This window comes from Telluria sp. GW821-FHT07G12 (assembly GCF_059418525.1).
Map to the genome: position 1 here is coordinate 131,296 of NZ_JBWKQA010000008.1, position 23,913 is coordinate 155,208.

Sequence of the window (23,913 nt, forward strand, 5' to 3'; positions counted from 1 at the left end):
GATGAAGAAATTCTTGGCCAGCACGATGATCGCGGTGACCGCACTGTCCTTCGTTGCCGACGCGTTCGCACGCCCAGTGGGCGGCGGCCGTTCCTTCGGCCGCCAGTCCTCGTCGGTGAGCCGGATGCGCGCGCCGGCCCCGGCGCCTGCACCGGCTCCGTATCAGCAGCCGGGCTACCAGCAACGCCCGGCGCCGGCCCCGATGGCGCCGCAGCCGATTCCGCAAAAGCGTCCGAGCATGTGGAAGGGCGTGCTGGGCGGCGCGCTGCTGGGCCTCGGCCTGGGCGCGCTGTTCTCGCACTTCGGCATCGGCGGCGCCATGGCCAGTGCGCTGTCCTCGATCCTGATGATCCTGCTGCTGGTGTTCGCCGTGATGTTCATCGTGCGCATGTTCCGCCGCAAGGCCACCCCGGCCAATTCGCAGTTCTCCGGCTTCACGCCGAGCCCGATGCCGGCTGCCGGAACGCCGAGCGGCGGCACGCCGGAAATCGGTTCCGGTCTGAACCAGGGCTGGCAGCCGAACTCGTCGAGCACCTACTCTGGCGGCTACAACCAGCCGACCTCGAACGTCTCGCTGAACAAGCAGGGCGCGCATGAGCAATGGGGAGTGCCGGCCGGCTTCGACACCGAAGCCTTCCTGCGCCACGCGAAAGCCTCCTTCATTCGCATGCAGGCCGCGTGGGACCGCGGCGACGTCGCCGACCTGCGCGAGTTCACCTCGCCCGAGGTGTTCGCCGAGCTGCAGCTGCAGATCCAGGAACGCGGCGGCAACCAGGACTTCACCGAGGTCGTCTCGATCGACGCCCAGCTGCTGGGCATCGAAACCACCGAGCGCGACTACCTGGCCAGCGTGCAGTTTAACGGCATGATCCGCAACGCCCCGGGCGCGCAGGCCGAGCCCTATGTCGAGGTGTGGAACCTGGCCAAGCCGCTGAACGGTAACGGGGGATGGGTTTTGGCTGGTATCCAGCAAATTACCTAATATTTTTGACAATTTTTGTCAGAACGACCCGTGCCGCCGGGTTTGTGCGCCGGCGAACTGGTAAGATCGAAACCGCCCAAGCAGGGCGGTTTTTTTTTGAACGCAAGCATCAATGTCACCGACTTCTTCTTTATTCGTAGCGACCGTCAATCACCTGCTGGCCCAGGAAGCCTGGGCGCGCGATACGCTGATGCGCAAGGCCGGCAAGGTCGCCTGCATCAGCGTCGAGCAACTGAGCGGCCATCTCCGCCTGTGCATGCGCGTGGCGAAGGACGGCATGCTGGAAGTGGCCGGCGACGGTGAGGCGCCGGACGTGACCATCCACGTCAAGCTCAGCGACCTGCCGCTGATCCTGCAAAACCGCGACCGCGCCTTTTCCTATGTGCGCATCGACGGCGACGCTGAATTCGCCAATACCATCTCGCAGCTGTCGAAAGGCCTGCGCTGGGACGCCGAGCATGACCTCGAACGCCTGTTCGGCCCGATCGCGGCGACCCGCCTGGTGGGCGGCGCGCGCGCAGCCGTCTCGCATGCCATCGGCGCCTCGCGCCGCCTGGCCGAGAACGTCGCCGAGTTCCTGCTCGAAGAGCGCCGCGTCCTGATCCGCCCGAGCAGCGTCGACGCCTTCGCGGACGAGGTGAACCGCACCCGCGACGACGTCGAACGCACCGCCAAGCGTATCGCCAAACTGGAGCAGAAACTGGAACAGAAATTGGAACAACAGCGGGCCCAGCGCAGCGCCGCCACCGTTCCTGCACTCCCGGACCCCAAATCGGATAGCTGATGATCCTGAAATTCCTGCGCTTGCTGAAAATCTTCGCGGTTTTCTCGAAATATGGTCTCGACGAGATCGCGATGTCCGGCCTCGACGTGCCGCGCACTGCCCGTTTCATCAACACGATCTTCTTCTGGCGCCGCATCACGTCGCCGCGCGCGATCCGCCTGCGCCTGGCGCTGGAGGAGCTGGGCCCGATCTTCGTGAAGTTCGGCCAGGTGCTGTCGACCCGCCCCGACCTGATGCCGCCGGATATCGTGGCCGAGCTCTCGCTGCTGCAGGACCGCGTGCCGCCCTTCGATTCCGACCTGGCCATCGCTCAGATCACGCGCTCGCTCGGCGCCCCGCCTGATCAGCTGTTCGCGACCTTCGAGCGCACCCCGGTGGCCTCGGCCTCGATCGCCCAGGTCCACTTCGCGACCCTCAAGAACGGCAAGGAAGTCGCGGTCAAGGTGCTGCGGCCCGGCATGAAGACCACCATCGACGAAGACCTGGCCCTGATGCAGATGGCGGCCGGCCTGATCGAAAAAGTATGGCCGGACAGCCGCCGCCTGAAGCCGCGCGAAGTGGTCGCCGAATTCGACAAGTACCTGCACGACGAACTCGACCTGATGCGCGAGGCCGCCCAGGCGAGCCAGCTGCGCCGCAACTTCGCCGACTCGACCCTCTTGATGGTCCCGGAGATGTACTGGGATTACTGCTCCAGCAGCGTGATCGTGATGGAGCGGATGAATGGCATCCCGATCTCGCAGACCGACCGCCTGGTGGCCGCCGGCGTCGACCTGAAAAAGCTGTCGCGCGACGGCGTCGAGATCTTCTTCACCCAGGTCTTCCGCGACGGTTTCTTCCACGCCGATATGCACCCCGGGAACATCCTGGTGTCGGTGGAGGAGGCGACCTTCGGCCGCTACATCGCGCTGGACTTCGGCATCGTCGGCACCCTGAACGACTTCGACAAGGACTACCTGTCGCAGAACTTCCTGGCCTTCTTCCGCCGCGACTACAAGCGCGTGGCCGAGGCCCACATCGAATCCGGCTGGGCGCCGCGCGATACCCGCGTCGACGAACTCGAAGCCGCCGTGCGCGCCACCTGCGAACCGATCTTCGACCGTCCGCTGAAGGATATCTCCTTCGGCCAGGTGCTGCTGCGCCTGTTCCAGACCTCGCGCCGCTTCAACGTCGAGGTCCAGCCGCAGCTGGTGCTGCTGCAGAAGACCATGCTGAACATCGAGGGCCTGGGGCGCCAGCTGGACCCGGACCTCGACCTGTGGAAGACCGCCAAACCCTACCTGGAGCGCTGGATGGCCGAGCAGGTCGGCTGGCGCGGCATGGTCGAACGCCTGCGCGATGAAGCGCCGCGCTTCGCCCAGATCTTCCCGCAGATCCCGCGCCTGGTGCACCAGGTGCTGCACAAGCACGCGCACAGCGACCTCGAGATGGGCGACCTGATGGCCAAGCTGGTGGAGAACCAGCGCCGCACCAACCGCCTGCTGGCCTTCCTCGCAAGCGTCACGGCCATCGCGGTCGTAGGCCTGGCCGCCATGCATTTCGTCCGCTTCTGAACAGCATGCCCGATTTCTCCAGCCGCGACCCGCTTGCGCCCGCGTTCTGGGACGAGCGCTTCGACAAGCAGTTCACGCCCTGGGACCGCGGCAGGGCGCCGGCCGCGCTGCGGGCTTTCGTGGCGCAGACAGCGAAGCCGCTGACCGTGCTGATACCGGGCTGCGGCTCGGCCTACGAACTCGCGCTGATGCTGGACGCCGGCTGGAACGCCACCGCCATCGATTTTTCGCCCGTCGCGGTGGCGCGCGCAAAGGCGCTGGCGGGACGCCATGCCGGCCATATCGTGCAGGCCGACTTCTTCGGCTACACCCCGCCGGAGCCGCTCGACCTGGTCTACGAACAGGCCTTCCTGTGCGCGCTCCCGCGTGCGCGCTGGCCGGAAGTCGCCGCGCGCTGGGCGCAGCTGCTGGCGCCGGGCGGCCTGCTGGCCGGCTACTTCTTCTTCGACGACGTCCCGAAAGGACCGCCCTTCGGCATCGCCCGTGCGCAGCTGGACGCGCTGCTGGCGCCGCACTTCGACTGCATCGCCGACGATCCGGTGGCCGACTCGGTCCCGGTCTTTGCGGGCAAGGAGCGCTGGATGGTCTGGCGGCGCCGTTAGATAAGCTTTACCTCGCTTGTTTCGCCGAACCCACCCGTGTATGATTGAAAAAACAATTCATCAACGGATGAAAAAACGGAGACACGAGTGGCGGACGTCATACTCGAAACACGCAAGCTCACCAAGGCCTTCAAGGGCTTCACGGCGGTCAGCGGCGTCGACCTGAAGATAGAACGCGGGCATATCCACGCGCTCATCGGCCCCAACGGGGCAGGGAAGACCACCTGCTTCAACCTGCTGACCAAATTCCTGACCCCGACATCCGGGCAGATCCTGTTCAATGGCCGCGACATCACGGCCGCCGCGCCGGCCCAGATCGCGCGCATGGGCATCATCCGCTCCTTCCAGATCTCGGCCGTCTTCCCGCACCTGACGGTGCTGCAGAACGTGCGCATCGGCCTGCAGCGCACCCAGGGCACCAGCTTCCACTTCTGGCGCAGCGAGCGTTCGCTGGACGTGCTGAACGGCCGTGCGATGCAGCTGCTGGAAGAGGTCGACCTGGCCGGCTTTGCCGACCACGTGACCGCCAGCCTGCCCTACGGCCGCAAGCGCGCGCTGGAGATCGCCGCCACCCTGGCGATGGAGCCGGAGCTGATGCTGCTGGACGAACCGACCCAGGGCATGGGCCACGAAGACGTGCACCGCGTGACGGAGCTGATCGCCAAGGTATCGAGCGGCCGCACGATCCTGATGGTGGAGCACAATATGAGCGTGGTGTCCGGCATCTGCGACCGCATCTCGGTGCTGCAGCGCGGCGCCCTGCTGGCCGAAGGAAGCTATGCCGAAGTCTCGAAGAATCCGCAGGTGATGGAAGCCTACATGGGCAGCGCCGCCGGCGAACTGCAGGGAGCACATTGATGAGCGCCGCACTCGAGATCAGCAACCTGCAGGCCTGGTACGGCGAATCGCACGTCCTGCACGGCATTGGCCTGAGCGTGCAGCCGGGCGAAGTGGTGGCCCTGCTGGGCCGCAACGGCGCCGGCCGCACCACCACGCTGCGCGCCATCATGGGCCTGACCGGCAAACGTGCCGGCTCGATCAGGATCAACGGCAGCGAAGCCATCGGCCTGCCGACCCACAAGATCGCGCACCTGGGCGTCGGCTACTGCCCCGAGGAGCGCGGCATCTTTTCCTCGCTGTCGACCGAGGAAAACCTGATGCTGCCGCCCGTGCTGGATGCCGGCAAAGGCATGTCGCTGGACGAGATCTACGCGATGTTCCCCAACCTGTACGAGCGCCGCCAGAGCCAGGGCACGCGCCTGTCCGGCGGCGAGCAGCAGATGCTGGCGGTGGCGCGCATCCTGCGCACCGGCGCGCGCCTGCTGCTGCTCGACGAGATTTCGGAAGGCCTGGCGCCCGTCATCGTGCAGGCGCTGGCGCGCATGATCACCACCCTCAAACAGAAAGGCTACACGATCGTGATGGTCGAGCAGAACTTCCGCTTCGCGGCGCCGCTGGCGGACCGCTTCTATGTGATCGAGCATGGCCAGATCGTCGAAACCATCGCCGCGGCAGACCTGAACGCCAGGATGCCCGTGCTGACCGAACTGCTGGGGGTGTGATGGAAGTCTTCGGCGTTCCCCTGCAAGCCCTGATGAGCCAACTGCTGCTCGGATTGGTGAACGGTTCCTTCTACGCGATGCTGTCGCTGGGCCTGGCCGTGATCTTCGGCCTGCTCAACGTGATCAACTTTTCGCACGGCGCGCTGTACATGGTCGGCGCCTTCCTCGCCTACATCGGCGTCACCCAGTTCGGCCTGAACTACTGGGCCATGCTGGTGATCGCGCCGCTGCTGGTGGGCGTGCTCGGCATCGTGATCGAGCGCACCATGCTGCGCTGGCTGTACAAGCTGGATCATTTGTATGGCCTGCTGCTCACCTTCGGCCTGACCCTGCTGCTGGAAGGCGTGTTCCGCTCGTTTTATGGGGTGTCGGGCCAGACCCTCGACGTGCCCGAGCAGCTGACCGGCGCCTCCAACCTGGGCTTCATGATCTTGCCGAACTACCGCGTGTGGGTGGTGGTCGCCTCGGTCACGGTCTGCCTCGGCACCTGGTTCACGATCGAGAAGACGCGGCTCGGCCCCTATCTGCGCGCCGGCACCGAGAACCCGAAGCTGGTCGAAGCCTTTGGCGTCAACGTGCCGATGATGGTGATGCTCACCTACGGCTTCGGCGTCGCACTGGCCGGGCTGGCCGGCGTGCTGGCGGCGCCCGTCATCAACGTCACGCCGCTGATGGGATCGAACCTGATCATCGTGGTGTTCGCGGTGGTGGTGATCGGCGGGATGGGTTCCATCCTCGGCTCCATCCTCACCGGCCTGGGCCTGGGCGTGATCGAGGGCCTGACCCGCGTGTACTACCCGGAAGGCTCGGAAGTGGTGGTGTTCGTGGTGATGGTGATCGTGCTGCTGCTGCGCCCAGCAGGCCTGTTCGGCAAGGAAAAGTAAGTGACCTCGCAAACCTACTGCGCGTTGCATTGTTGGCCTGCGATGCTCGCTGTACGCTTGTACAGCTGCGCTTCTCGGCCAACACTGCGGCCGCTCGCTACGGTTTTCGAGGCCACTTAAGAGAGGATATATGAATAAGAAAATCTTATGCATGGCAGCGTTGGCACTGGCGCTCGCCGCACCCATGTTCGCGTACCCGGTGTTCCTGATGAAGCTGCTATGCTTCGGCCTGTTCGCCTGCGCCTTCAACCTGCTGATCGGCTATACCGGTCTGCTGTCCTTCGGCCACGCCGCCTTTCTCGGCGCCGGCGGCTACGTGGCCGGCTATGCGCTGACGGCCCTGGGCCTGCCGGTGCCGGTCGGGATCCTGCTGGCCGTGCTGGCATCGAGCCTGCTCGGCCTCGTGATGGGCGCGCTGGCGATCCGCCGCCAGGGCATCTATTTTTCGATGATCACGCTGGCGCTGGCCCAGATGGTGTACTTCGCGGCGCTGCGCGCACCCTTCACGCACGGCGAGGACGGCCTGCAGGGCGTCCCGCGCGGCAGCCTGTTCGGCCTCGACCTGTCGAACGACCTGACCCTGTACTACGTGGTGCTGGCGATCTTCGTGGGCGGCTTCGCGCTGATCGTGCGCACCATCCACTCGCCCTTCGGCCAGGTGCTCAAGGCGATCAAGGAAAACGAACCGCGCGCGATTTCGCTGGGCTATGACGTCGACCGCTACAAGCTGCTGGCCTTCGTCCTGTCCGCCGCGCTGGCCGGCCTGGCCGGCGCCACCAAGACCCTGGTGCTGAGCTTCGAGACCCTCACCGACGTGCACTGGACCATGTCCGGCCTCGTCATCCTGATGACGCTCGTCGGCGGCATGGGCACGCTGGTGGGGCCGATCGTCGGCGCTTTCCTCATCATCTCGCTGGAGAACCGCCTGGGCGACCTCGGCGCCTGGCTGGCGGAGCTCACCCACGTCGAGTGGTTCTCGACCCTGGGCGAATCGGTGGGCATGGTGACCGGCCTGGTGTTCGTCGCCTGCGTGCTGCTGTTCCGCCGCGGCGTGGTGGGCGAGATCGGGGCGCTGTTCGCGGCGCGCCGCAAGGCCGATGGGGCCTCGGGCGCAGCGCGCACGGCGCAGGCGCCCGGCGTCTAGGCTGCCTGGGTTCCGGTGCGGGGCCGGCACACGGCCCTGAAACCTGCCGCCGCGTAGGCGATCATGCGCGGCGCAATCGCGCTCATGTCGGAGGAAGAAGCAACGCCCTCCGACAGCCGGTCCAGGCGGCCGGTGTCGCTCAGGGTCAGGCACAGGGCGCCGGTCAGGAAGTGGTAGCTGTAGAACAGGTCGTCGGTGGCGGCGTGTGGCAGCACCTTGTGCAGCAGGCCGATGAAGTGGCGCACCACCGGGTCGAAGTTGCTGGTCATGGTGTCCGCGCCCCAGTCGCGCGAGTTGTTGACCAGGCCGAGCAGGGCAAAATAATTCTTCCAGCCCGGGTCGCTGTGGCGGGCCCGGTCCAGCAGCGGCATCAGGAAGGCCGAGGCCGCGCCTTCGACCGTCATGTCGCTTCCGTACTCCGCTTCGTAGCGGGTCATCGCGTCCAGGCGGTCCTGGTTGATCAGGGCCGAGCGGCGCGCGAACACGGCATCGAACAGCTCCTGCTTGGTGCCGAAATAATAGTGGACCAGGGCCGAGTCGACCCCGCATTCGACGGCGACGGCGCGCACCGTCACGCCATGGAAGCCATGAATCGAGAACAGCTTTTCGGCCGCATCGAGGATGACCGGTGCGGTCTCCTTGCCGCCGTCGGTCTTGGGACGGCGGCCGACCGACCTGGCCTTGCGCGCCTTGGCAGCAGGGATGCGGGTTTCAGAAGAGCGCGTCATTGACTTTGAGATTCATGGGGACGCGCAATTCTACACCAGCGGAGCGGGCGCCCCGCCGGGGTTGCGGAAGCGTCAGAACCAGTAGTTCAGGTCCAGCGACAACTGGCGGAAGCCTTCGCCCGCACGCGGACCGGTGCCGCCGAGGGCGGTGTTGGTCAGGTAGGGCGTATACGCACCGTTGGCGCCGTTCGTCAGCTTCGTGTAGTACAGGCCCACGTAGGTGTTTTTCGCGAACATGAAGTCGTAGCCGAGGTTGATCTGCTTGGCGCCGCTGTCGGCCACGCCACTGGTGTCGTTGGCGCGGCTGTAGGTCGCGTACAGCGCGTGCTTGTCCCAGGTGTAGCTCAGCGGGATCGAGTAGGCGCCGCGCTTGGCGTCGCCCGCCGCGCCCGGGATGCCGTTCTTCACCTTGGTGTTGTCGTAGACCAGGCCGAGGCGGAAGCCGCTGTCGAAGGTGTAGGCGGCGCCGATGCGGTAGGCGGTCTTGTCCAGCGGGCCGAGGTAGGGCGCGGTCACCACCTTGCCCTGCACCTTGCTGTTCAGGAGGCTGAGCGAGGCCGACAGCGGGCCCTTGTTGTAGCGCACCCGGCCATACCAGGTCGCGCCCGACTCGTAGTCGGCGGCGCAGCCGGCGCAGCCGAACTTGTTCTCGTCGCCGCTGGGGTTCTTGGTGAAGGCGGCGCTGGCGTCGAAGCCCTCGTAGGCCGGCGAATCGTAGCGGATCACGTTCTGCGAACGGCTCAGGCCCAGGGTCTGGAAGTTGGCGCCGCGGGTGCCGACCTCGCCCAGGATGTTGTAGATGCCCAGGCCGTTGACGTCCCAGATCCGGTAGCTTTCGCCGGCGCCCTTCAGGTTGACCGCGGTCGCCTGCAGGGTGTCGGTGTAATAGATGGCCGACTTGCCGAACACGATGGTGCCGAAGGCGCCGGACAGGCCGCCCCAGGTGTCGCCGTCGGCCCAGCCGGTGCCGGTGCTGATGGTCGAGGTGGTCGAGCCGGGCACCAGCGGGGTCGAGGGGCGGGTGTCGTTGGTGTAGCGGGTCTCGATGCGGAATACCGCCTTCAGGCCCTCGCCCAGTTCGGTGTTACCCGAGAAGATGATGCGCGAGGTGTTGTCGTCGACGCGGGTCTCGCGCTCGACCGCGCGGGTGGTGTTGGTCACCTCCGAATCCTTCAGGCCGACCGCGACCAGGCCGCTGATGCTCAGATTGGTGCTGGCGCCGACCTTGAAGTCGACTGCCTGCGAGGCGAGGGGGGCGCATGCGAGTGCCAGCGCCAGGGACAGGACCTTCTTCTGCATTGTTCTTCCTTTTTGTTTTGAGAACGTCATTGAGAACCGGCGGCGACAGGCGTAAGGGGGCCTCGGCGACGACCGGCGTACCGAAAAAAACGGGGGTTTACAGCGACGCGGGGACGTCAGGTATGGAAAGGAGGGCCGGCCGGGCAGGCACGGCGGCGCGGGCGCGAGGTGGGCATGGTGTCTCCGTTTATTTTAATTAATTAACTGATGAATAAACTATAGCAGTGCCTGAAACGGCTGGGCAAGAACAAAAACTGACATTGTGGAAACAATCGCACCGCGAGTCTTGTAAAAATGTCTTGCTGGAACGGCAAAGCCCGTTCTATAGTTTTATTCACCAATAAATGAATAACGGAGACCGCATGAAAACCAAACTCACCGCACTCGCCCTCGGCGCCGCCTGTGCCTTGGCCGGCACCGCTTACGCGCAGTCGCAAATCTCGGGCAACACGATCAAGATCGGCTTCCTTACCGACATGTCCGGCACCTATGCCGACCTCGACGGCCCGGGCGGCGCCGAGGCGATCCGCCTGGCCATCGAAGATGCCGGCGGAAACATCAAGGGCGCGAAGATCGAGCTGGTCGTGGCCGACCACCAGAACAAGGCCGACATCGCGGCCAGCAAGGCGCGGGAGTGGTTCGACCAGCAGGGCGTGGACATGCTGATCGGCGGCACCAACTCGGGCGCCAACCTGGCCATGGCCAAGGTCGCGGCGGAGAAAAAGAAGGTCTTCATTTCCGTCGGCGCCGGCTCGACCCGCCTCACCAACGAGGACTGCACGCCCTATACCGTGCACTACGCCTACGACACCGCGGCGCTGGCCCGCGGCACCGGCGGCGCGCTGCTCGATCGCGGCGAAAAGAACTGGTTCTTCCTGACCGCCGACTATGCCTTCGGCGCCTCGCTGGAAAAGGATTCGGCCGACATCGTGAAGGCCAAGGGCGGCAAGGTGCTGGGCAGCGTCAAGCATCCGCTGGCGGCCTCCGACTTCTCGTCCTTCCTGCTGCAGGCGCAGGGCTCGAAGGCGCAGGTGCTGGGCCTGGCCAACGCCGGCGGCGACACCATCAACGCCATCAAGGCCGCCAACGAATTCGGCATCAACAAGCAGATGAAGCTGGCCGGCCTCTTGATGACGATTACCGACGTGCATTCGCTGGGCCTGAAGCTGACCCAGGACATGTACCTGACCGACGCCTGGTACTGGGACCTGAACCCGGAAACCCGCGCCTGGTCCAAGCGCTACTTCGCGAAGATGAAGAAGGAAGCCTCGCTGGCCCAGGCCGGCGACTACTCGGCTGCGCTCACCTACCTGAAAGCGGTGAAAGCCCTGGGAACCGACGACAGCGACAAGGTCATGGCCTACATGAAGAAGACGCCGATCAAGGACATGTTCACGGCCAATGGCGTCATCCGCCAGGACGGCCGCATGGTGCACGACATGTACCTGCTGCAGGTGAAGAAGCCGTCGGAATCGAAGTACCCGTGGGACTATCTGAAAGTCGCCAGCGTGATCCCGGGCGACACCGCCTACATGACCAAGGCCGAGTCGAAGTGTCCGCTGTGGAAGTAAGGCGCTGATGCATCCCGCCGACGCCCCGCCCGGGGCGTTTTTTTTGGCGCCGGCGCCGGGGCCCGGTAGGATGGCGGGATAGTTCAACAGAAAAGGATGGAATATGGATTTGAACGGCAAGGTGGTCGTGGTCACCGGCGGCGCCCAGGGCATCGGCCTGGCGATCGCCCGGCGTTGCGTGGCCGATGGCGCCCGCGTCGCGGTATGGGACTTGCGCGCGGATGCGGTCGACGCCGCGGTCGCGAGCCTGGGTGGGGAGGTGCTGGGATGCGTGGTCGATGTATCGGACATGGCCAGCGTGCAGGCGGCGCACGAGGCGACGCTGGCGCACTTCGGGCGCCTGGATGGCCTGGTCAATAACGCCGGCATCGTGGCCGACGCGCAGTTGCGCAAGATGAGCGAGGCGCAGTGGGACCGCGTCATCGACGTCAATCTCAAGGGCGTGTTCAACTGCACCCGCGCGACGGTGGAAGCGCTGATCGAGAGCCGCGGCGCGATCGTCAACATCTCGTCCATCGTTGGCCTGAGCGGCAACTTCGGCCAGACCAACTATGCGGCCGCCAAGGCGGGCGTGCTGGGCATGACCAGGACCTGGTCGCGCGAGCTGGGCCGCAAGGGCGTGCGCTGCAATGCGGTGTGCCCGGGCTTCATCGAGACCAGCATCGTCAAGGACATTCCGCAGCACCTGCTTGACGGCATGGTCGAGGCGGTTCCACAGGGGCGCATGGGTAGCCCGGACGAGGTGGCCTCTTGTGTGGCCTTCCTGCTGTCCGCGGATGCAAGCTATGTGAACGGCGCCACGCTGGAAGTGTCCGGCGGACTGACGCTGTAAAAGAAAAAGGGCCCGCAACGGGCCCTTGATTTGAAGTCGTTCTTGTATGGCTTGGCGGCGGCGGCTCGAGGCCGGTCGCGCAAACTTCTGTTTCTTAGCAACTAAGGAGTGCTATTTAAACAGGTATGTTGATGTTCGGCAAACGCAACTCATCCATTGTGCAGAATAAAAACAACACTGTTGCTGAATGGCAGCAATTTTTAAGGCTGTTCAATCCGCCCGGCCATAGCGCCAACCGGCAAATCCCTGCGCAAAAGCTTTATAATTCAGGGTTTTGATGATTTTTGCGGAGTATTCAGATGCCGATTTACGCTTACCGCTGCGATGAATGCGGTTTTGCCAAGGATGTACTGCAAAAGATTTCCGATCCGGTTCTGAGCGTCTGCCCGTCGTGTGGCAAGTCATCGTTCAAGAAGCAGGTGACGGCCGCCGGTTTCCAGCTCAAGGGTACCGGCTGGTACGTGACCGACTTCCGCGGTGGCAGCGCACCCGCGACCGGCACGGCGCCGTCGGCCGATGGCGGCAGCGCCGGCAGCGCAAGCGAAAGCAGCACCGCCAGCGCCGCGCCGGCGCCCGCACCGGCTTCGACGCCGGGCGACAGCAGTACCTGACCCCTTTGCGGACACCGAATGCGTAAATATTTCATTACCGGCGCGCTGGTCCTGGTTCCCCTGGCGATTACCGCCTGGGTGCTCAACTTCGTGATCAGCCTGCTGGACCAGTCGCTGGTGCTGGTGCCGAACGACTGGCAGCCGCGGACTTACATCCCCGGCCTGGGCGCCATCATCACGCTGGCGATCGTGTTCCTGACCGGCGTGCTGACCAATAACCTGGTCGGCAAGTGGTTCGTGCGCCTGTGGGAGCGCCTGCTCAACCGCATTCCGGTGGTGAACTCGGTCTACGGCAGCGTCAAGCAGGTGTCCGACACCCTGTTCTCGTCCTCGGGCAACGCCTTCCGCAAGGCCGTGCTGATCCCTTACCCGCACGAGAACTCGTACACGATCGCCTTCCTGACCGGGGTGCCGGGCGGCGACGTGAAGAATCACCTGGTGGGCGACTACGTGAGCGTGTACGTGCCGACCACCCCGAACCCGACCTCCGGCTTCTTCCTGATGATGGAACGCAGCCGGGTCGTCGAACTGGATATGACGGTCGACGCGGCCCTGAAGTACATCGTGTCGATGGGCGTCGTGGCGCCCGAATAGCAAGAATCTAACGCCTGGCAGCAGGCACCGAATAACCAACCTGGATCGAAAAACTATGTCCTCCATGCGTACCAACTACTGCGGCCTCGTGACCGAAGAGCTGCTGGGCCAAACCGTCAGCCTGTGCGGCTGGGTGCACCGTCGCCGCGACCACGGCGGCGTGATCTTCATCGACCTGCGCGACCGTGAAGGCCTGGTGCAGGTTGTCTGCCACCCGGATAACGCCGAGGTGTTCAAGGCCGCCGAGCACGTGCGCAACGAGTACTGCCTGCGCGTCACCGGCACCGTTGTGAACCGCCTGGAGGGCACCGCCAACGCCAACCTGAAGTCGGGCAAGATCGAAATCAACACCACCAAGCTGGAAGTGCTGAACCCGTCGGTGCCGGTGCCTTTCCAGCTGGACGACGACAACCTGTCGGAAACCACCCGCCTGACGCACCGCGTTTTGGATCTTCGCCGCCAGCAGATGCAGCACAACCTGCGCCTGCGCTACAAGGTCTCGATGGAAGTGCGCAAGTACCTGGACAACCTGGGCTTCATCGACATCGAAACCCCGATGCTGACCAAGTCGACCCCGGAAGGCGCCCGCGACTACCTGGTGCCCTCGCGCGTCAACCCGGGCAACTTCTTCGCGCTGCCGCAGTCGCCGCAGCTGTTCAAGCAGCTGCTGATGGTGTCGAACTTCGACCGCTACTACCAGATCACCAAGTGCTTCCGCGACGAAGACCTGCGCGCCGACCGCCAGCCGGAATTCACCCAGATCGACTGCGAGACCTCGTTCCTGACCGAGCAGGAAATCCGTGACCTGTTCGAAGACATGATGCGCGTCGTCTTCAAGAACGCCGCCGGCATCGACCTGCCGAACCCGTTCCCGGTGATGGACTTCGCCACCGCCATGGGCTCCTATGGTTCGGACAAGCCGGACATGCGCGTCAAACTGGAGTTCACCGACCTGACCGAACTGATGAAGACCGTCGAATTCAAGGTCTTCAACAGCGCCGCCAACATGGCCGGCGGCCGTGTGGTCGGCATGCGTGTGCCGCAGGGCGGTTCGATGCCGCGTTCGGAAATCGACGCGTACACCCAGTTCGTCGCCATCTACGGCGCCAAGGGCCTGGCTTACATCAAGGTCAACGAGAAGGCCAAGGGCCGCGATGGCCTGCAGTCGCCGATCGTGAAGAACATCTCCGATGAAGTCCTGGCCAAGGTGCTCGAACTGACCGGCGCCGAAGACGGCGACCTGATCTTCTTCGGTGCGGACAAAGCCAAGGTCGTCAACGACGCCATCGGCGCGCTGCGCGTGAAGATCGGCCACTCGGAATTCGGCAAGAAGGCCGGCCTGTTCGACGACCGCTGGGCGCCGCTGTGGGTCATCGACTTCCCGATGTTCGAGTACGACGAGGAAGGCGACCGCTGGAACGCCACCCACCACCCGTTCACCGCACCGAAGGACGGCCACGAAGACATGCTCGAGACCAACCCGGGCGCCTGCGTCGCCAAGGCCTACGACATGGTCCTGAACGGCTGGGAACTGGGCGGCGGTTCGATCCGTATCCACCGCGAAGAAGTCCAGAGCAAGGTGTTCCGCGCCCTGAAGATCGACGCCGAAGAAGCCCAGCTGAAGTTCGGCTTCCTGCTGGACGCCCTGCAGTACGGCGCGCCGCCGCACGGTGGCCTGGCCTTCGGCCTGGACCGCCTGATCACGCTGATGACCGGCTCCGAGTCGATCCGCGACGTGATCGCCTTCCCGAAGACCCAGCGCGCGCAAGACCTGCTGACCAACGCGCCGTCGGAAGTCGACGAGAAGCAGCTGAAGGAACTGCACATCCGTCTGCGTAACGAGCAGCCGAAGGTCGCGTAAAGCCTCACCACCACGTCATCCCCGCGAAAGCGGGGATCCATACTGAGCTAGCTTTATCACGCTCAGCATGGGTTCCCGCTTTCGCGGGAAGTCGTCTCCGGCAGTGCCGGGGACGACGGATCCGGGTAACGCTACAATAGCCGTATGCCCCACAAAATCCCCGAATCCGTCCTCGTCGTCATCCACACCGCCGACCTCGAGGTCCTGCTGATCGAGCGCGCCGACCGGCCCGGCTTCTGGCAATCCGTCACCGGTTCCCTCGACCGCGTCGATGAACCGCTGCTCGACACCGCCACCCGCGAGCTGTTCGAGGAAACCGGCATCCACGCCGACGGCGAGAGCATCCGCCTGCACGACTGGCACCTCTCCAACGTCTACGAGATCTACCAGACCTGGCGCCACCGCTACGCCCCCGGCGTCACCCACAACACCGAGCACGTGTTTTCCGTCTGCGTGCCGCGCGATATTCCGATCACGCTGGCGCCGCGCGAGCACCTGCAATATGCCTGGCTGCCGCTGCTGGAGGCGGCCGACCGCTGCTTCTCCAGCTCGAATGCGGAGGCGATTCTGCAGCTGCCGCGGCACCTCGGCGCTTCATCGTAATAATTTCTATAAAGATATATCTCTTCAATAGAGCAGGGAGCGGGCGCCGCGTCTAAAAATGGCGACCGCAATCGTGCTGTTCAAAATCTATGCTATGGTTGGCCGCCCCCTGAACAAGGTGTTTGCCGAGCGTCGCATGCGGAGTAAAAAAAACATCGAGTTTGCCGCCCTGGCCGTCTTTTTCGTGATGGCGCTGGGGGCGGCCGTGTCCTTCTGGCTCGACCGATCCACCACAGTCCTGGTCGAGGCGCTGCGCGTGGAAAGGGAGCGGCAGCAGCGCGTCGACGATATCCTGAATGCGCTGCGCGATGCCGAAGCCGGCCAGCGCGGCTTCATCATCACCCGCAACGAAGCCTTCCTCGAACCCTGGCGCCGTGCCCGGCAGACGCTGCCGGCGGCCATCCGCGACGCCAGGGACAGGGCGGACGACGATGTCGAGCGGCTTGACACCTTGCGGATCGCCCGCCTGGCCGAGCTCAAGCTGGCCGAGCTCGATGGCCTCGAGAAAACCGGACAGGCTGAGGTCTCCCTGCGCGGCAAGGCCACCATGGACGAGCTGCGCCAGCTGGTCGCCGCGCGGCATGCGCGTACCGAGGCGCGGCGTACCGTGCTGCGCGCCGAGATGCTGGCCGCCTCGCGCCGTTCCTTCAGCGTGAGCCTGGCCGCCACCCTCATCAACACCTGCGTGTTCGGCGCGCTGCTGGTCGTCCTCGGGCGCATGCTGCGCGAGCGCCGCGAGACCGCCCTCCAGCTGGAGCAGAAAGCGGCGCAGCTGGCCAGCGCGGTCGAACTGGGCACGCGCCAGAACCGCGAACTCAGGGTCGTCGCCGAGATGCTGCGCGCGATCGAGGCCCTGCCGTCCTGGCTGGATACCGGGGCGGTGGTGGCGCGCGGTTTCGCCAGGCTGATCCCCGGCGCCGGCGGGACCTTTTTTGCGCTGGGCGACGGCGACGGCACGCTGCGCCAGCTGTCGCGCTGGGGCGAGGCGTCCGCCCAGCCGTCGGAGATGACCCAGGACGACTGCTGGGCCCTGTACCACGGTACGCCCTACAAGACCTCGGGCTACGACGGGCCGTCCTGCGCGCATTACCGCAGCCACGGGCCCGCCGGCAAGGGCAGCATGCGCCTGTGCGTGCCGCTGATTACGCACGACGAAGTGGTCGGCCTGGTTCACCTCGAAGGCCTGGCGCGGGAAGCGGCCGCGCGCGCGGAGCAGGAGCAGCTGGCCGTCACGGTCGCCGAGCAGCTGGCGCTTGCCCTCGGCAACGCCAGGCTGCGCGAATCGCTGCGCCGCCAGTCGGTGCTGGATCCGCTCACCGGCCTGTTCAACCGCCGCTACTTCGACGAGACCCTCAGGCGCGAGCTGGCGCGTTCGCGGCGCATGGCCTCGCCGCTGTCGCTGGTGGTGCTCGACGTCGACCACTTCAAGCGCGTCAACGACGGCTTCGGCCATGCCGCCGGCGATGCGGTGCTGCGCGCGATCGCCCAGCTGGTACGGCAGTCGATCCGCTACTGCGACGTCGCCTGCCGCTACGGCGGCGAGGAACTGGTGATCCTGATGCCGGACTGCGCGCAGCCGGATGCCGCGCGGCGTGCGGAAGCGCTGCGCGCCGACATCGCGGGCGCGCCGCCGATGAACGACGGCGCCGGCCCGGACGTCATCACGGCCTCGTTCGGCGTGGCCGAATACCCGCTCCACGGCGCCGACGCCGACGCGCTGTTCCTGGCCGCCGACCAGGCCATGTACCGGGCCAAGCGGGAAGGGCGCAATCGCGTCGTCCTGGCTGTGCAAGCCTAGTTCAGCGCACATCGATATGCGCAAAACCTTTTAACTAAATCGTCATATCGAAGCGCGAAAGCATTCGTTCCGATTCCATGGGCCGGACGGTAGCCTGTACTCGTCCATCCGATCCGGAATCCACCATGAATGTCTTATTGCTGGGCGGAAGCCCTTCCAGCCCCTCGACCACCTGGCGCCTGCTGCAGCTGATTGGCGAACGCCTGGCCGGGCTGGGGCACCGCACGGTGGCGCTGCAGGTGCGCCAGCTGCCCGCCGAAGCCCTGCTGCAGGCCGACGCCGACGATGCGGTGCTGCGCGAGGCGCTGGCCCTGGTCCATGAAACCGATGCCGTCGTCGTCGGCACCCCCGTCTACAAGGCCTCGTTCTCGGGCGTGCTGAAGGTCTTCCTCGACCTGCTGCCGCAGGACGGCCTGGCCGGCAAGCTGGTGCTGCCGGTGGCCACCGGGGGCAGCCAGTCGCACATGCTGGCGCTCGATTACGCCTTGCGGCCCGTGCTGGCCTCGCTGGGACCGCGCCACATCCTGCCCAGCATCTACGCGACGTCCACACAGCTGCCCTGGCATTCGGAGCAGGGCCTGCAGCCGGACGGCCCCATCGCCGAACGCATCGCTGACGGCATCGCGCACCTGCACGCGGAGTTGCAGCATGCGCAGCTGCGCAAAGCAGTGCAGCCCCCGGCCGCCGTCGCCGTCGCCGCCTGAATTCATCCACTTATCGAGGACCACCATGAGCGATCCCCTGGACCGCGTGCATCAGCGCCGCCGTACCCTCGGCCTGCTGTTCGCCGCCGCCTCCATTCCCCTGGCCGCCGGCCTGCCGGCCCACGCTGCAGCCGCACCGAAGGAGGTGCGCATCGGCTACCAGAAGTACGGCACCCTGACCCTGCTGAAAGGCCGCGGTACGCTGGAAAAGCGCCTGGCTGAAAAGAACATCAGCGTCAAGTGGACTGAGTTCCCGGCCGGCCCGCAGCTGCTCGAGGGGCTGAACGTCGGCAGCATCGACTTCGGCACCGTGGGCGAGGCGCCGCCGATCTTCGCCCAGGCCGCCGGCGCCGACCTGGTCTATGTCGGCAACGAGCCGCCGTCGCCCGGCTCGGAGGCGATCGTGGTGCCCAAGGGTTCGACCCTGCGCTCGCTGGCCGATTTGAAGGGCAAGAAGATCGTCCTGAACAAGGGCTCGAACGTGCACTTCCTGCTGGTGAAGGCGCTGGAAAAGGCGGGCATCGCCTACACCGACATCCAGCCGGTCTATTTGCCGCCGGCCGACGCTAGGGCCGCCTTCGAACGCGGCGCCGTCGACGCCTGGGTGATCTGGGATCCCTTCCTGGCCGCGGCCGAAAAGCAGCTGGGCGCGCGCGTGCTGGTCGACGGCCGGGGCCTGGTGGCGAACCACCAGTTCTATCTGGCCTCGCGCAGCTTCGCCCAGCAGAACGCGGAGCTGGTGCGCATCCTGCTCGACGAACTGGCCAAGGTCGATGAATGGGGCCGCACGCATCCGCAGGAAGTGGCGGCCATCCTCTCGGCGCAGACCGGCCTGGCGAACGAGGTGGTGGCGCTGGCGGGGCAGCGCTATTCGTATGGCGTGAAGCCGGTCACGCCGGAGGTCTTGAAAGCGCAGCAGACCATCGCCGACGCCTTCCACAAGCTGAAGCTGATCCCGAAACCCATCGTGGTGCGCGATGCGCAGCCGCCTGCCCAATTGCTCGCGAAGGAGTAAGCCATGTCCACCTTAAGCACGGCGCCGGGCGCGGCGCCTAAGATCTTCTGGTTCCTGCCGACCCACGGCGACAGCCGCTACCTCGGCACCAGCCGCGGCGCCCGCACCGTCGACGGCGATTACCTGCGCCAGGTCGCAGTGGCGGCCGATACGCTGGGCTATGACGGCGTGCTGCTGCCGACCGGGCGCTCCTGCGAGGATGCGTGGATCGTGGCGTCCTCGCTGATCCACGAAACCCGGAAGCTGAAATTCCTGGTGGCGATCCGCCCGGGCCTGTCGACGCCTGGGCTGTCGGTGCGCATGGCCTCGACCTTCGACCGCTTGTCTGGCGGGCGCCTCCTGATCAACGTCGTCACCGGCGGCGACCAGGGAGAACTGGAAGCCGATGGCCTGTTTGCCGACCATGCGACCCGCTACGAAATCTCGGACGAGTTCTTCCGCGTCTGGCGCGCGGCGATGGCGGGTGAGGGCGGCCAGGCCGGCTTCGACTTCGAGGGCAAGCACATCACCGTGAAAGGCGCGCGCACGCTGTACCCGCCGCTGCAGAAGCCTTATCCGCCGCTGTACTTCGGCGGATCCTCGGAGGCGGCGCACGAGCTGGCGGCCGAGCAGATGGACGTCTATCTCACCTGGGGTGAGCCGCCGGCGGCCGTGGCCGAGAAGCTGGCCGACATCCGCGCCCGCGCCGCCAAGCACGGACGCACGGTGCGCTTCGGCATCCGCCTGCACGTGATCGTGCGCGAGACGAACGAAGAGGCATGGCGCGCCGCCGATGAACTGATCAGCCACCTCGACGACGAAGTCATCGCCAAGGCCCAGGCCGCGTTTGCGAAGATGGATTCGGTGGGCCAGCGGCGCATGGCGGCCCTGCACGGCGGCCGGCGCGACAGGCTGGAAGTCTCGCCCAACCTGTGGGCCGGTGTCGGCCTGGTGCGCGGCGGCGCCGGTACCGCCCTGGTCGGCGATCCGGAAACGGTGGCGGCGCGCATGAAGGAGTATGCGGACCTGGGCATCGAGACGTTTATTTTGTCCGGCTATCCGCACCTGGAAGAGTCCTACCGCTTCGCCGAGCTGGTGTTCCCGCTGCTGGGTAAAGGCAAGCAGGGCGGAGAGCACTCGCTGACCGGGCCCTTCGGCGAAGTGATGGCAAGCGATATCGTGCCGAAGAAGGCGGCGTAAATGGCGCGCGCAAGAGCCCTATTCGCCCCGCTGGCGCCCTGGGCCCTGCCGGTACTGCTGGTGCTGGCCTGGGAAGCGGCGGCACGACTGGGCTGGCTGTCCAGCCGCATCCTGCCCGAACCCTGGGCGGTGGCGACGGCGGCCCGCGACCTGGCCCTGTCCGGCGAGCTGTGGGCGCACTTGAAGGTGAGCCTGTGGCGGGCGGCGGCCGGTTTCGGCATCGGCGCCGGCTTCGGCCTGCTGCTCGGCCTCTTGAACGGCAGCAGCCGGCGCGCCGCGACCCTGCTCGACACCACCCTGCAGATGATCCGCAACATCCCGGCCCTGGCCCTGATCCCGCTGGTGATCCTGTGGTTCGGCATCGACGAGGCGGCAAAGCTGTTCCTGCTGGCCGTGGGCGTGTTCTTCCCGGTCTACCTGAACACCTTCCACGGCATCCGCGCGGTGGACGCCGGCCTGATCGAGATGGCGCGCAGCTACGGCCTGCGCGGCTGGGCCCTGTACCGCGACGTGATCCTGCCGGGCGCGCTGCCTTCGATTCTGGTCGGGGTACGCTTTTCGCTGGGGCTGGTGTGGGTGCTGCTGATCGTCGCCGAGACGATTTCGGCCCAGGCTGGGATCGGCTACATGACCATGAATGCGCGCGAGTTCCTGCAGACCGACGTGGTGCTGGTCGGGATCCTGCTGTACGCCCTGCTGGGCAAGGCGGCCGACCTGTTCGCGGTCGGGCTGGAACGCCGTTTCCTGCGCTGGCACCACGCCTATCTATAAGGAGTCCTCTCATGCACGTGAACCGGATCGAAGAAAGGCGGGTCAGCGAGGCTGCCGATGAAGCCGCGCACCAGCCGGCCAGGGGCGCCCACCTGGTGCTGCGCGGCCTGGGCAAGCGCTATGCCGGGCGCAGCGTGCTGGAGGGCGTCGACCTGAAGATCAAGCCGGGGGAATTCGTCGCCGTGGTCGGACGCAGCGGCTGCGGCAAGAGCACCCTGCTGCGCGCCATCGCCGGGCTGGAAAAGCCGGACAGCGGCCAGGTCAAGATCGGCGGCGGCGGCACCAAGCCCGAGGTCAGGATGATGTTCCAGGACGCCCGCCTGCTGCCCTGGAAGACGGTGCTGGAGAACGTCGCACTCGGCTTGCCGGATGGACGGGAAAAGGCGAGGGCGGCCCTGGCCAGCGTCGGCCTGGAAGCCCGCGCCGATGACTGGCCGGCGGTGCTGTCGGGCGGCCAGCGCCAGCGGGTGGCCCTGGCGCGCGCGCTGGTGCACCAGCCGCAGCTGCTGCTGCTCGACGAACCGCTGGGCGCGCTCGATGCGCTGACCCGCATCGAAATGCAGCAGCTGATCGAAACGCTGTGGGTCGCACGCGGCTTTACCGCCGTGCTGGTGACCCACGACGTGCAGGAAGCCGTGGTGCTGGCCGACCGCATCCTCCTCATCGAAGCGGGGCGGCTGGCGCTGGATTTGCCGACCGGGCTGGCGCGTCCGCGGGCGCGCGGCGATGCCGATTTCGGTGCCTTGGAGAAACAAGTACTCGACAGGGTCCTGGCCGCGCCCTGACGCGCCGCACGATTGGCGCGCTTACCGGAAGAACACGGAATGATGGGGTTAAAATGTTCCCATGAAAATTCGTGTTGCGACCTACAACATCCATAAAGGCGTCTCTTCTTTCCGCAGCACACCGCGTGTGTTGGCGCTGAAGAAGGCTATCGGCATGTTCGATGCGGATGTCGTGTTCCTGCAGGAAGTGCAGGGCCGGCATGACCGCTACCAGGCACGCTATGGCGAGAAGGTGCGCAGTCCCCACCACCACTGGCCGGAGAAGGCCCAGCACGAGTTCTTTGCCGGCGAGGGCTTGCATTCCGCCTACGGCATGAACGCGGTCTACGACCATGGCCACCATGGCAATGCGCTGCTGTCCTGCTATCCGATCGCCAACGAGCATAACCACGACATCTCCGACCACGCCTACGAGCAGCGCGGCATCCTGCACTGCGTGCTGGACACGCCGGTCGGCAAGGTGCACTGCTATGTGGTCCACCTGGGCCTGTTCGAAGGCAGCCGCCGGCGCCAGACCGATGCCCTGATCAGCGCGGTCAACGATTCGGCGCCGAACGGCGAGCCGGTCATCATCGCCGGCGACTTCAACGACTGGCGCAATACCCTGTCCGACTGCCTGCGCCTGAAGCTGGGCGTGGTCGAGGTGTTCGACGAGCTGGAGCGGGGTTCGAAGATCGGCGAGCTGGTGCGCAACGTGGCCGGCCGCGAGCGCCGCCTGGTGCCGGCACGCACTTTCCCGGCCGCCATGCCCTGGTTCCGCCTCGACCGCATCTATGTGCGCGGTTTCAAGGTCGAGCAGGCGGAAGTCCTGCACGGGCCGCAATGGGCCAAGTTGTCGGACCACGCGCCCATCGTCGCCAACCTGGCCTTGTCCTGACCGCCCATGCGTTCGGTCCCTTACGTCGCCAATAACGACGTCAAGCTGCTGGAAAGTGGCGGCAACTATTTCAAGGAACTGCTGGCCGCGATCGATTCGGCCAAGCAGGAAATCCTCTACGAGACCTATATCTACGCCGAGGACGAGACGGCGCAGGCCGTCACCGAGGCCTTGATCCGCGCCGCCAAGCGCGAGGTCAAGGTGCGCGTGCTGGTCGACTGGTTCGGCACCGGCCGCCGCACGGCCTGCCGCCTGGGCGAGGAATTCAACAAACACTGCGTGCACTACCGCATGTTCAATCCCTGGTTCCGGCGCGGCGCCGCGCGCAGCCACCGCAAGATCTGCGTGGTCGACGGCGAGACCGCCTTCGTCGGCGGCATCAACACCAACGACGATACCCTGTGCGACTACGCGCCCTACAAACCGCTGCCGGCGCCGCGCTGGGATTTCGCGGTGCGCGTGCGCGGCCCGCTGGTGGAGCGCATCCACCGCGAAGCCCAGGCCCAGTGGACCCGCGCCGGCCACCTGAACCTGAAACACCGCTACCACCTGTTCCGCGAATCGCGCAGGCAGGCGCCGGGGCTGGGCGAGCATCCGATGCGCGCCGGCTTCGTGGTGCGCGACAACCTGCGCAACCGCCGCACTATCCAGCGCGCCTATCTGCAGGCGATCGGCCGCGCCCGCAAGCGGGTGCTGATGGCCACGCCGTATTTCGCACCGGGACTCAAATTCCGCCAGGCGCTGGCGCAGGCGGCGCGGCGCGGGGTCGACGTCTGCCTGTTGATCGGCGTGGGCGAGTTCCGCATGCAGGATGCGGTTGCGAGCTCCTTCTACCCGCAGCTGCTGGCGGCCGGGGTGCGCATCGTCGAGTACCGCAAGACCCAGCTGCACGCCAAGGTGGCGGTGGTCGATCATGACTGGGCCACGGTCGGCTCCAGCAACTGCGACGGCCTGTCATTGTTCGTGAACCAGGAGGCGAACGTGGTCGTGCGCGATGCCGCCTTCGCCTCCAGCATGGCCAAACAGATCGAGTGCGGCATTGCCGATGGCGTGCCGGTCGGGCTCGATGACTTGAAGCAACTCAGTTGGGTGCGCCGCACCGGCCACGAAATCGCCTATCTTTTGTATAAACTGACGATGCGGATTTTTACCATCGGCTACGCCTGAGCAAGAA

Annotated in this window: 25 protein-coding genes; 23 read left to right on the forward strand and 2 right to left on the reverse strand. The window is 65.8% G+C overall.

All coding sequences use genetic code 11. The annotated features are described in order from the left end of the window. Position 1: 1 nt before the first annotated feature. From AC07PE_RS24270 to AC07PE_RS24305, 8 genes are all read left to right on the forward strand, one after another. Positions 2-982, forward strand: coding sequence for a Tim44 domain-containing protein (locus tag AC07PE_RS24270; protein WP_498769325.1), 981 nt, complete (start codon positions 2-4; stop codon positions 980-982). A gap of 112 nt (positions 983-1,094) precedes the next feature. Continuing rightward, complete coding sequence (locus AC07PE_RS24275; protein ID WP_498769327.1) at positions 1,095-1,766, forward strand: ubiquinone biosynthesis accessory factor UbiJ; 672 nt, start codon at positions 1,095-1,097, stop codon at positions 1,764-1,766. Then, entirely contained in the window at positions 1,766-3,319 is a 1,554-nt protein-coding gene (ubiB, locus tag AC07PE_RS24280; RefSeq protein ID WP_498769329.1) for a ubiquinone biosynthesis regulatory protein kinase UbiB, read from the forward strand. Before AC07PE_RS24275 ends, ubiB begins: the two co-directional genes overlap by 1 nt. Positions 3,320-3,324: 5 nt before the next feature. Further along, complete coding sequence (locus tag AC07PE_RS24285; protein WP_498769331.1) at positions 3,325-3,921, forward strand: methyltransferase; 597 nt, start codon at positions 3,325-3,327, stop codon at positions 3,919-3,921. An 87-nt stretch (positions 3,922-4,008) separates the two neighbouring features. After that, positions 4,009-4,779 carry an ABC transporter ATP-binding protein gene (locus tag AC07PE_RS24290; RefSeq protein ID WP_498769333.1) on the forward strand — a complete coding sequence of 257 codons (771 nt, stop codon included), beginning with the start codon at positions 4,009-4,011 and terminating at the stop codon, positions 4,777-4,779. After that, positions 4,779-5,483 carry an ABC transporter ATP-binding protein gene (locus tag AC07PE_RS24295; protein ID WP_498769334.1) on the forward strand — a complete coding sequence of 235 codons (705 nt, stop codon included), beginning with the start codon at positions 4,779-4,781 and terminating at the stop codon, positions 5,481-5,483. The genes AC07PE_RS24290 and AC07PE_RS24295 overlap by 1 nt, the downstream gene beginning before the upstream one ends. Beyond that, the gene (locus tag AC07PE_RS24300) at positions 5,483-6,367 is read left to right on the forward strand and encodes a branched-chain amino acid ABC transporter permease (protein WP_498769336.1); all 885 of its coding nucleotides are present in this window, start codon (positions 5,483-5,485) and stop codon (positions 6,365-6,367) included. The genes AC07PE_RS24295 and AC07PE_RS24300 overlap by 1 nt, the downstream gene beginning before the upstream one ends. A 130-nt stretch (positions 6,368-6,497) precedes the next feature. Further along, complete coding sequence (locus tag AC07PE_RS24305; RefSeq protein WP_498769338.1) at positions 6,498-7,511, forward strand: branched-chain amino acid ABC transporter permease; 1,014 nt, start codon at positions 6,498-6,500, stop codon at positions 7,509-7,511. Here the strand turns inward: AC07PE_RS24305 and AC07PE_RS24310 are convergent. Together AC07PE_RS24310 and AC07PE_RS24315 are read right to left on the reverse strand one after the other, a co-directional pair. Beyond that, complete coding sequence (locus AC07PE_RS24310) at positions 7,508-8,239, reverse strand: TetR/AcrR family transcriptional regulator (RefSeq protein WP_498769340.1); 732 nt, start codon at positions 8,237-8,239, stop codon at positions 7,508-7,510. The genes AC07PE_RS24305 and AC07PE_RS24310 overlap by 4 nt on opposite strands. A gap of 72 nt (positions 8,240-8,311) precedes the next feature. Next, the gene (locus AC07PE_RS24315; protein ID WP_498769342.1) at positions 8,312-9,538 is read right to left on the reverse strand and encodes a porin; all 1,227 of its coding nucleotides are present in this window, start codon (positions 9,536-9,538) and stop codon (positions 8,312-8,314) included. Between the two features lie 362 nt (positions 9,539-9,900). Between AC07PE_RS24315 and AC07PE_RS24320 the strand changes: the two genes are divergently transcribed. The 15 genes from AC07PE_RS24320 (at position 9,901) to clsB (ending at position 23,906) form a co-directional block, all read left to right on the forward strand. Next, complete coding sequence (locus AC07PE_RS24320) at positions 9,901-11,109, forward strand: ABC transporter substrate-binding protein (RefSeq protein WP_498769344.1); 1,209 nt, start codon at positions 9,901-9,903, stop codon at positions 11,107-11,109. A gap of 103 nt (positions 11,110-11,212) precedes the next feature. Then, a complete protein-coding gene (gene fabG, locus AC07PE_RS24325; RefSeq protein ID WP_498769346.1) occupies positions 11,213-11,941 on the forward strand; it encodes a 3-oxoacyl-ACP reductase FabG in 729 nt (242 codons plus the stop codon). 131 nt (positions 11,942-12,072) lie between these two features. Then, positions 12,073-12,219 (forward strand): hypothetical protein, encoded by a 147-nt coding sequence (locus AC07PE_RS24330; protein ID WP_498769348.1) that lies wholly within the window; start codon positions 12,073-12,075, stop codon positions 12,217-12,219. A 21-nt stretch (positions 12,220-12,240) separates the two neighbouring features. Next, the gene (locus AC07PE_RS24335; RefSeq protein WP_498769350.1) at positions 12,241-12,552 is read left to right on the forward strand and encodes an FmdB family zinc ribbon protein; all 312 of its coding nucleotides are present in this window, start codon (positions 12,241-12,243) and stop codon (positions 12,550-12,552) included. An 18-nt stretch (positions 12,553-12,570) separates the two neighbouring features. Next, positions 12,571-13,146, forward strand: coding sequence for a DUF502 domain-containing protein (locus AC07PE_RS24340; RefSeq protein WP_498769351.1), 576 nt, complete (start codon positions 12,571-12,573; stop codon positions 13,144-13,146). Between the two features lie 55 nt (positions 13,147-13,201). Next, on the forward strand, positions 13,202-15,007 hold the full coding sequence (gene aspS / locus AC07PE_RS24345) for an aspartate--tRNA ligase (protein ID WP_498769353.1): 1,806 nt from the start codon (positions 13,202-13,204) through the stop codon (positions 15,005-15,007). A gap of 144 nt (positions 15,008-15,151) precedes the next feature. Further along, a complete protein-coding gene (gene nudB, locus AC07PE_RS24350) occupies positions 15,152-15,610 on the forward strand; it encodes a dihydroneopterin triphosphate diphosphatase (protein ID WP_498769355.1) in 459 nt (152 codons plus the stop codon). A 136-nt stretch (positions 15,611-15,746) separates the two neighbouring features. Next, positions 15,747-17,408, forward strand: coding sequence for a sensor domain-containing diguanylate cyclase (locus AC07PE_RS24355; RefSeq protein ID WP_498769357.1), 1,662 nt, complete (start codon positions 15,747-15,749; stop codon positions 17,406-17,408). Between the two features lie 125 nt (positions 17,409-17,533). Next, positions 17,534-18,112: an NADPH-dependent FMN reductase gene (gene ssuE / locus AC07PE_RS24360; protein WP_498769359.1), complete on the forward strand. Its 579-nt coding sequence runs from the start codon at positions 17,534-17,536 to the stop codon at positions 18,110-18,112. Between the two features lie 25 nt (positions 18,113-18,137). Further along, positions 18,138-19,127: a sulfonate ABC transporter substrate-binding protein gene (locus AC07PE_RS24365; protein WP_498769361.1), complete on the forward strand. Its 990-nt coding sequence runs from the start codon at positions 18,138-18,140 to the stop codon at positions 19,125-19,127. Between the two features lie 3 nt (positions 19,128-19,130). Further along, on the forward strand, positions 19,131-20,306 hold the full coding sequence (gene ssuD / locus AC07PE_RS24370; protein WP_498769363.1) for an FMNH2-dependent alkanesulfonate monooxygenase: 1,176 nt from the start codon (positions 19,131-19,133) through the stop codon (positions 20,304-20,306). After that, positions 20,307-21,077: an aliphatic sulfonate ABC transporter permease SsuC gene (gene ssuC, locus AC07PE_RS24375; protein WP_498769366.1), complete on the forward strand. Its 771-nt coding sequence runs from the start codon at positions 20,307-20,309 to the stop codon at positions 21,075-21,077. Between the two features lie 11 nt (positions 21,078-21,088). Continuing rightward, complete coding sequence (locus tag AC07PE_RS24380) at positions 21,089-21,862, forward strand: ATP-binding cassette domain-containing protein (RefSeq protein ID WP_498769368.1); 774 nt, start codon at positions 21,089-21,091, stop codon at positions 21,860-21,862. 61 nt (positions 21,863-21,923) lie between these two features. Beyond that, positions 21,924-22,739, forward strand: coding sequence for an endonuclease/exonuclease/phosphatase family protein (locus AC07PE_RS24385; RefSeq protein ID WP_498769370.1), 816 nt, complete (start codon positions 21,924-21,926; stop codon positions 22,737-22,739). Positions 22,740-22,745: 6 nt separating this feature from the next. Further along, positions 22,746-23,906 (forward strand): cardiolipin synthase ClsB, encoded by a 1,161-nt coding sequence (gene clsB, locus AC07PE_RS24390; RefSeq protein WP_498769372.1) that lies wholly within the window; start codon positions 22,746-22,748, stop codon positions 23,904-23,906. Positions 23,907-23,913: the final 7 nt, after the last annotated feature.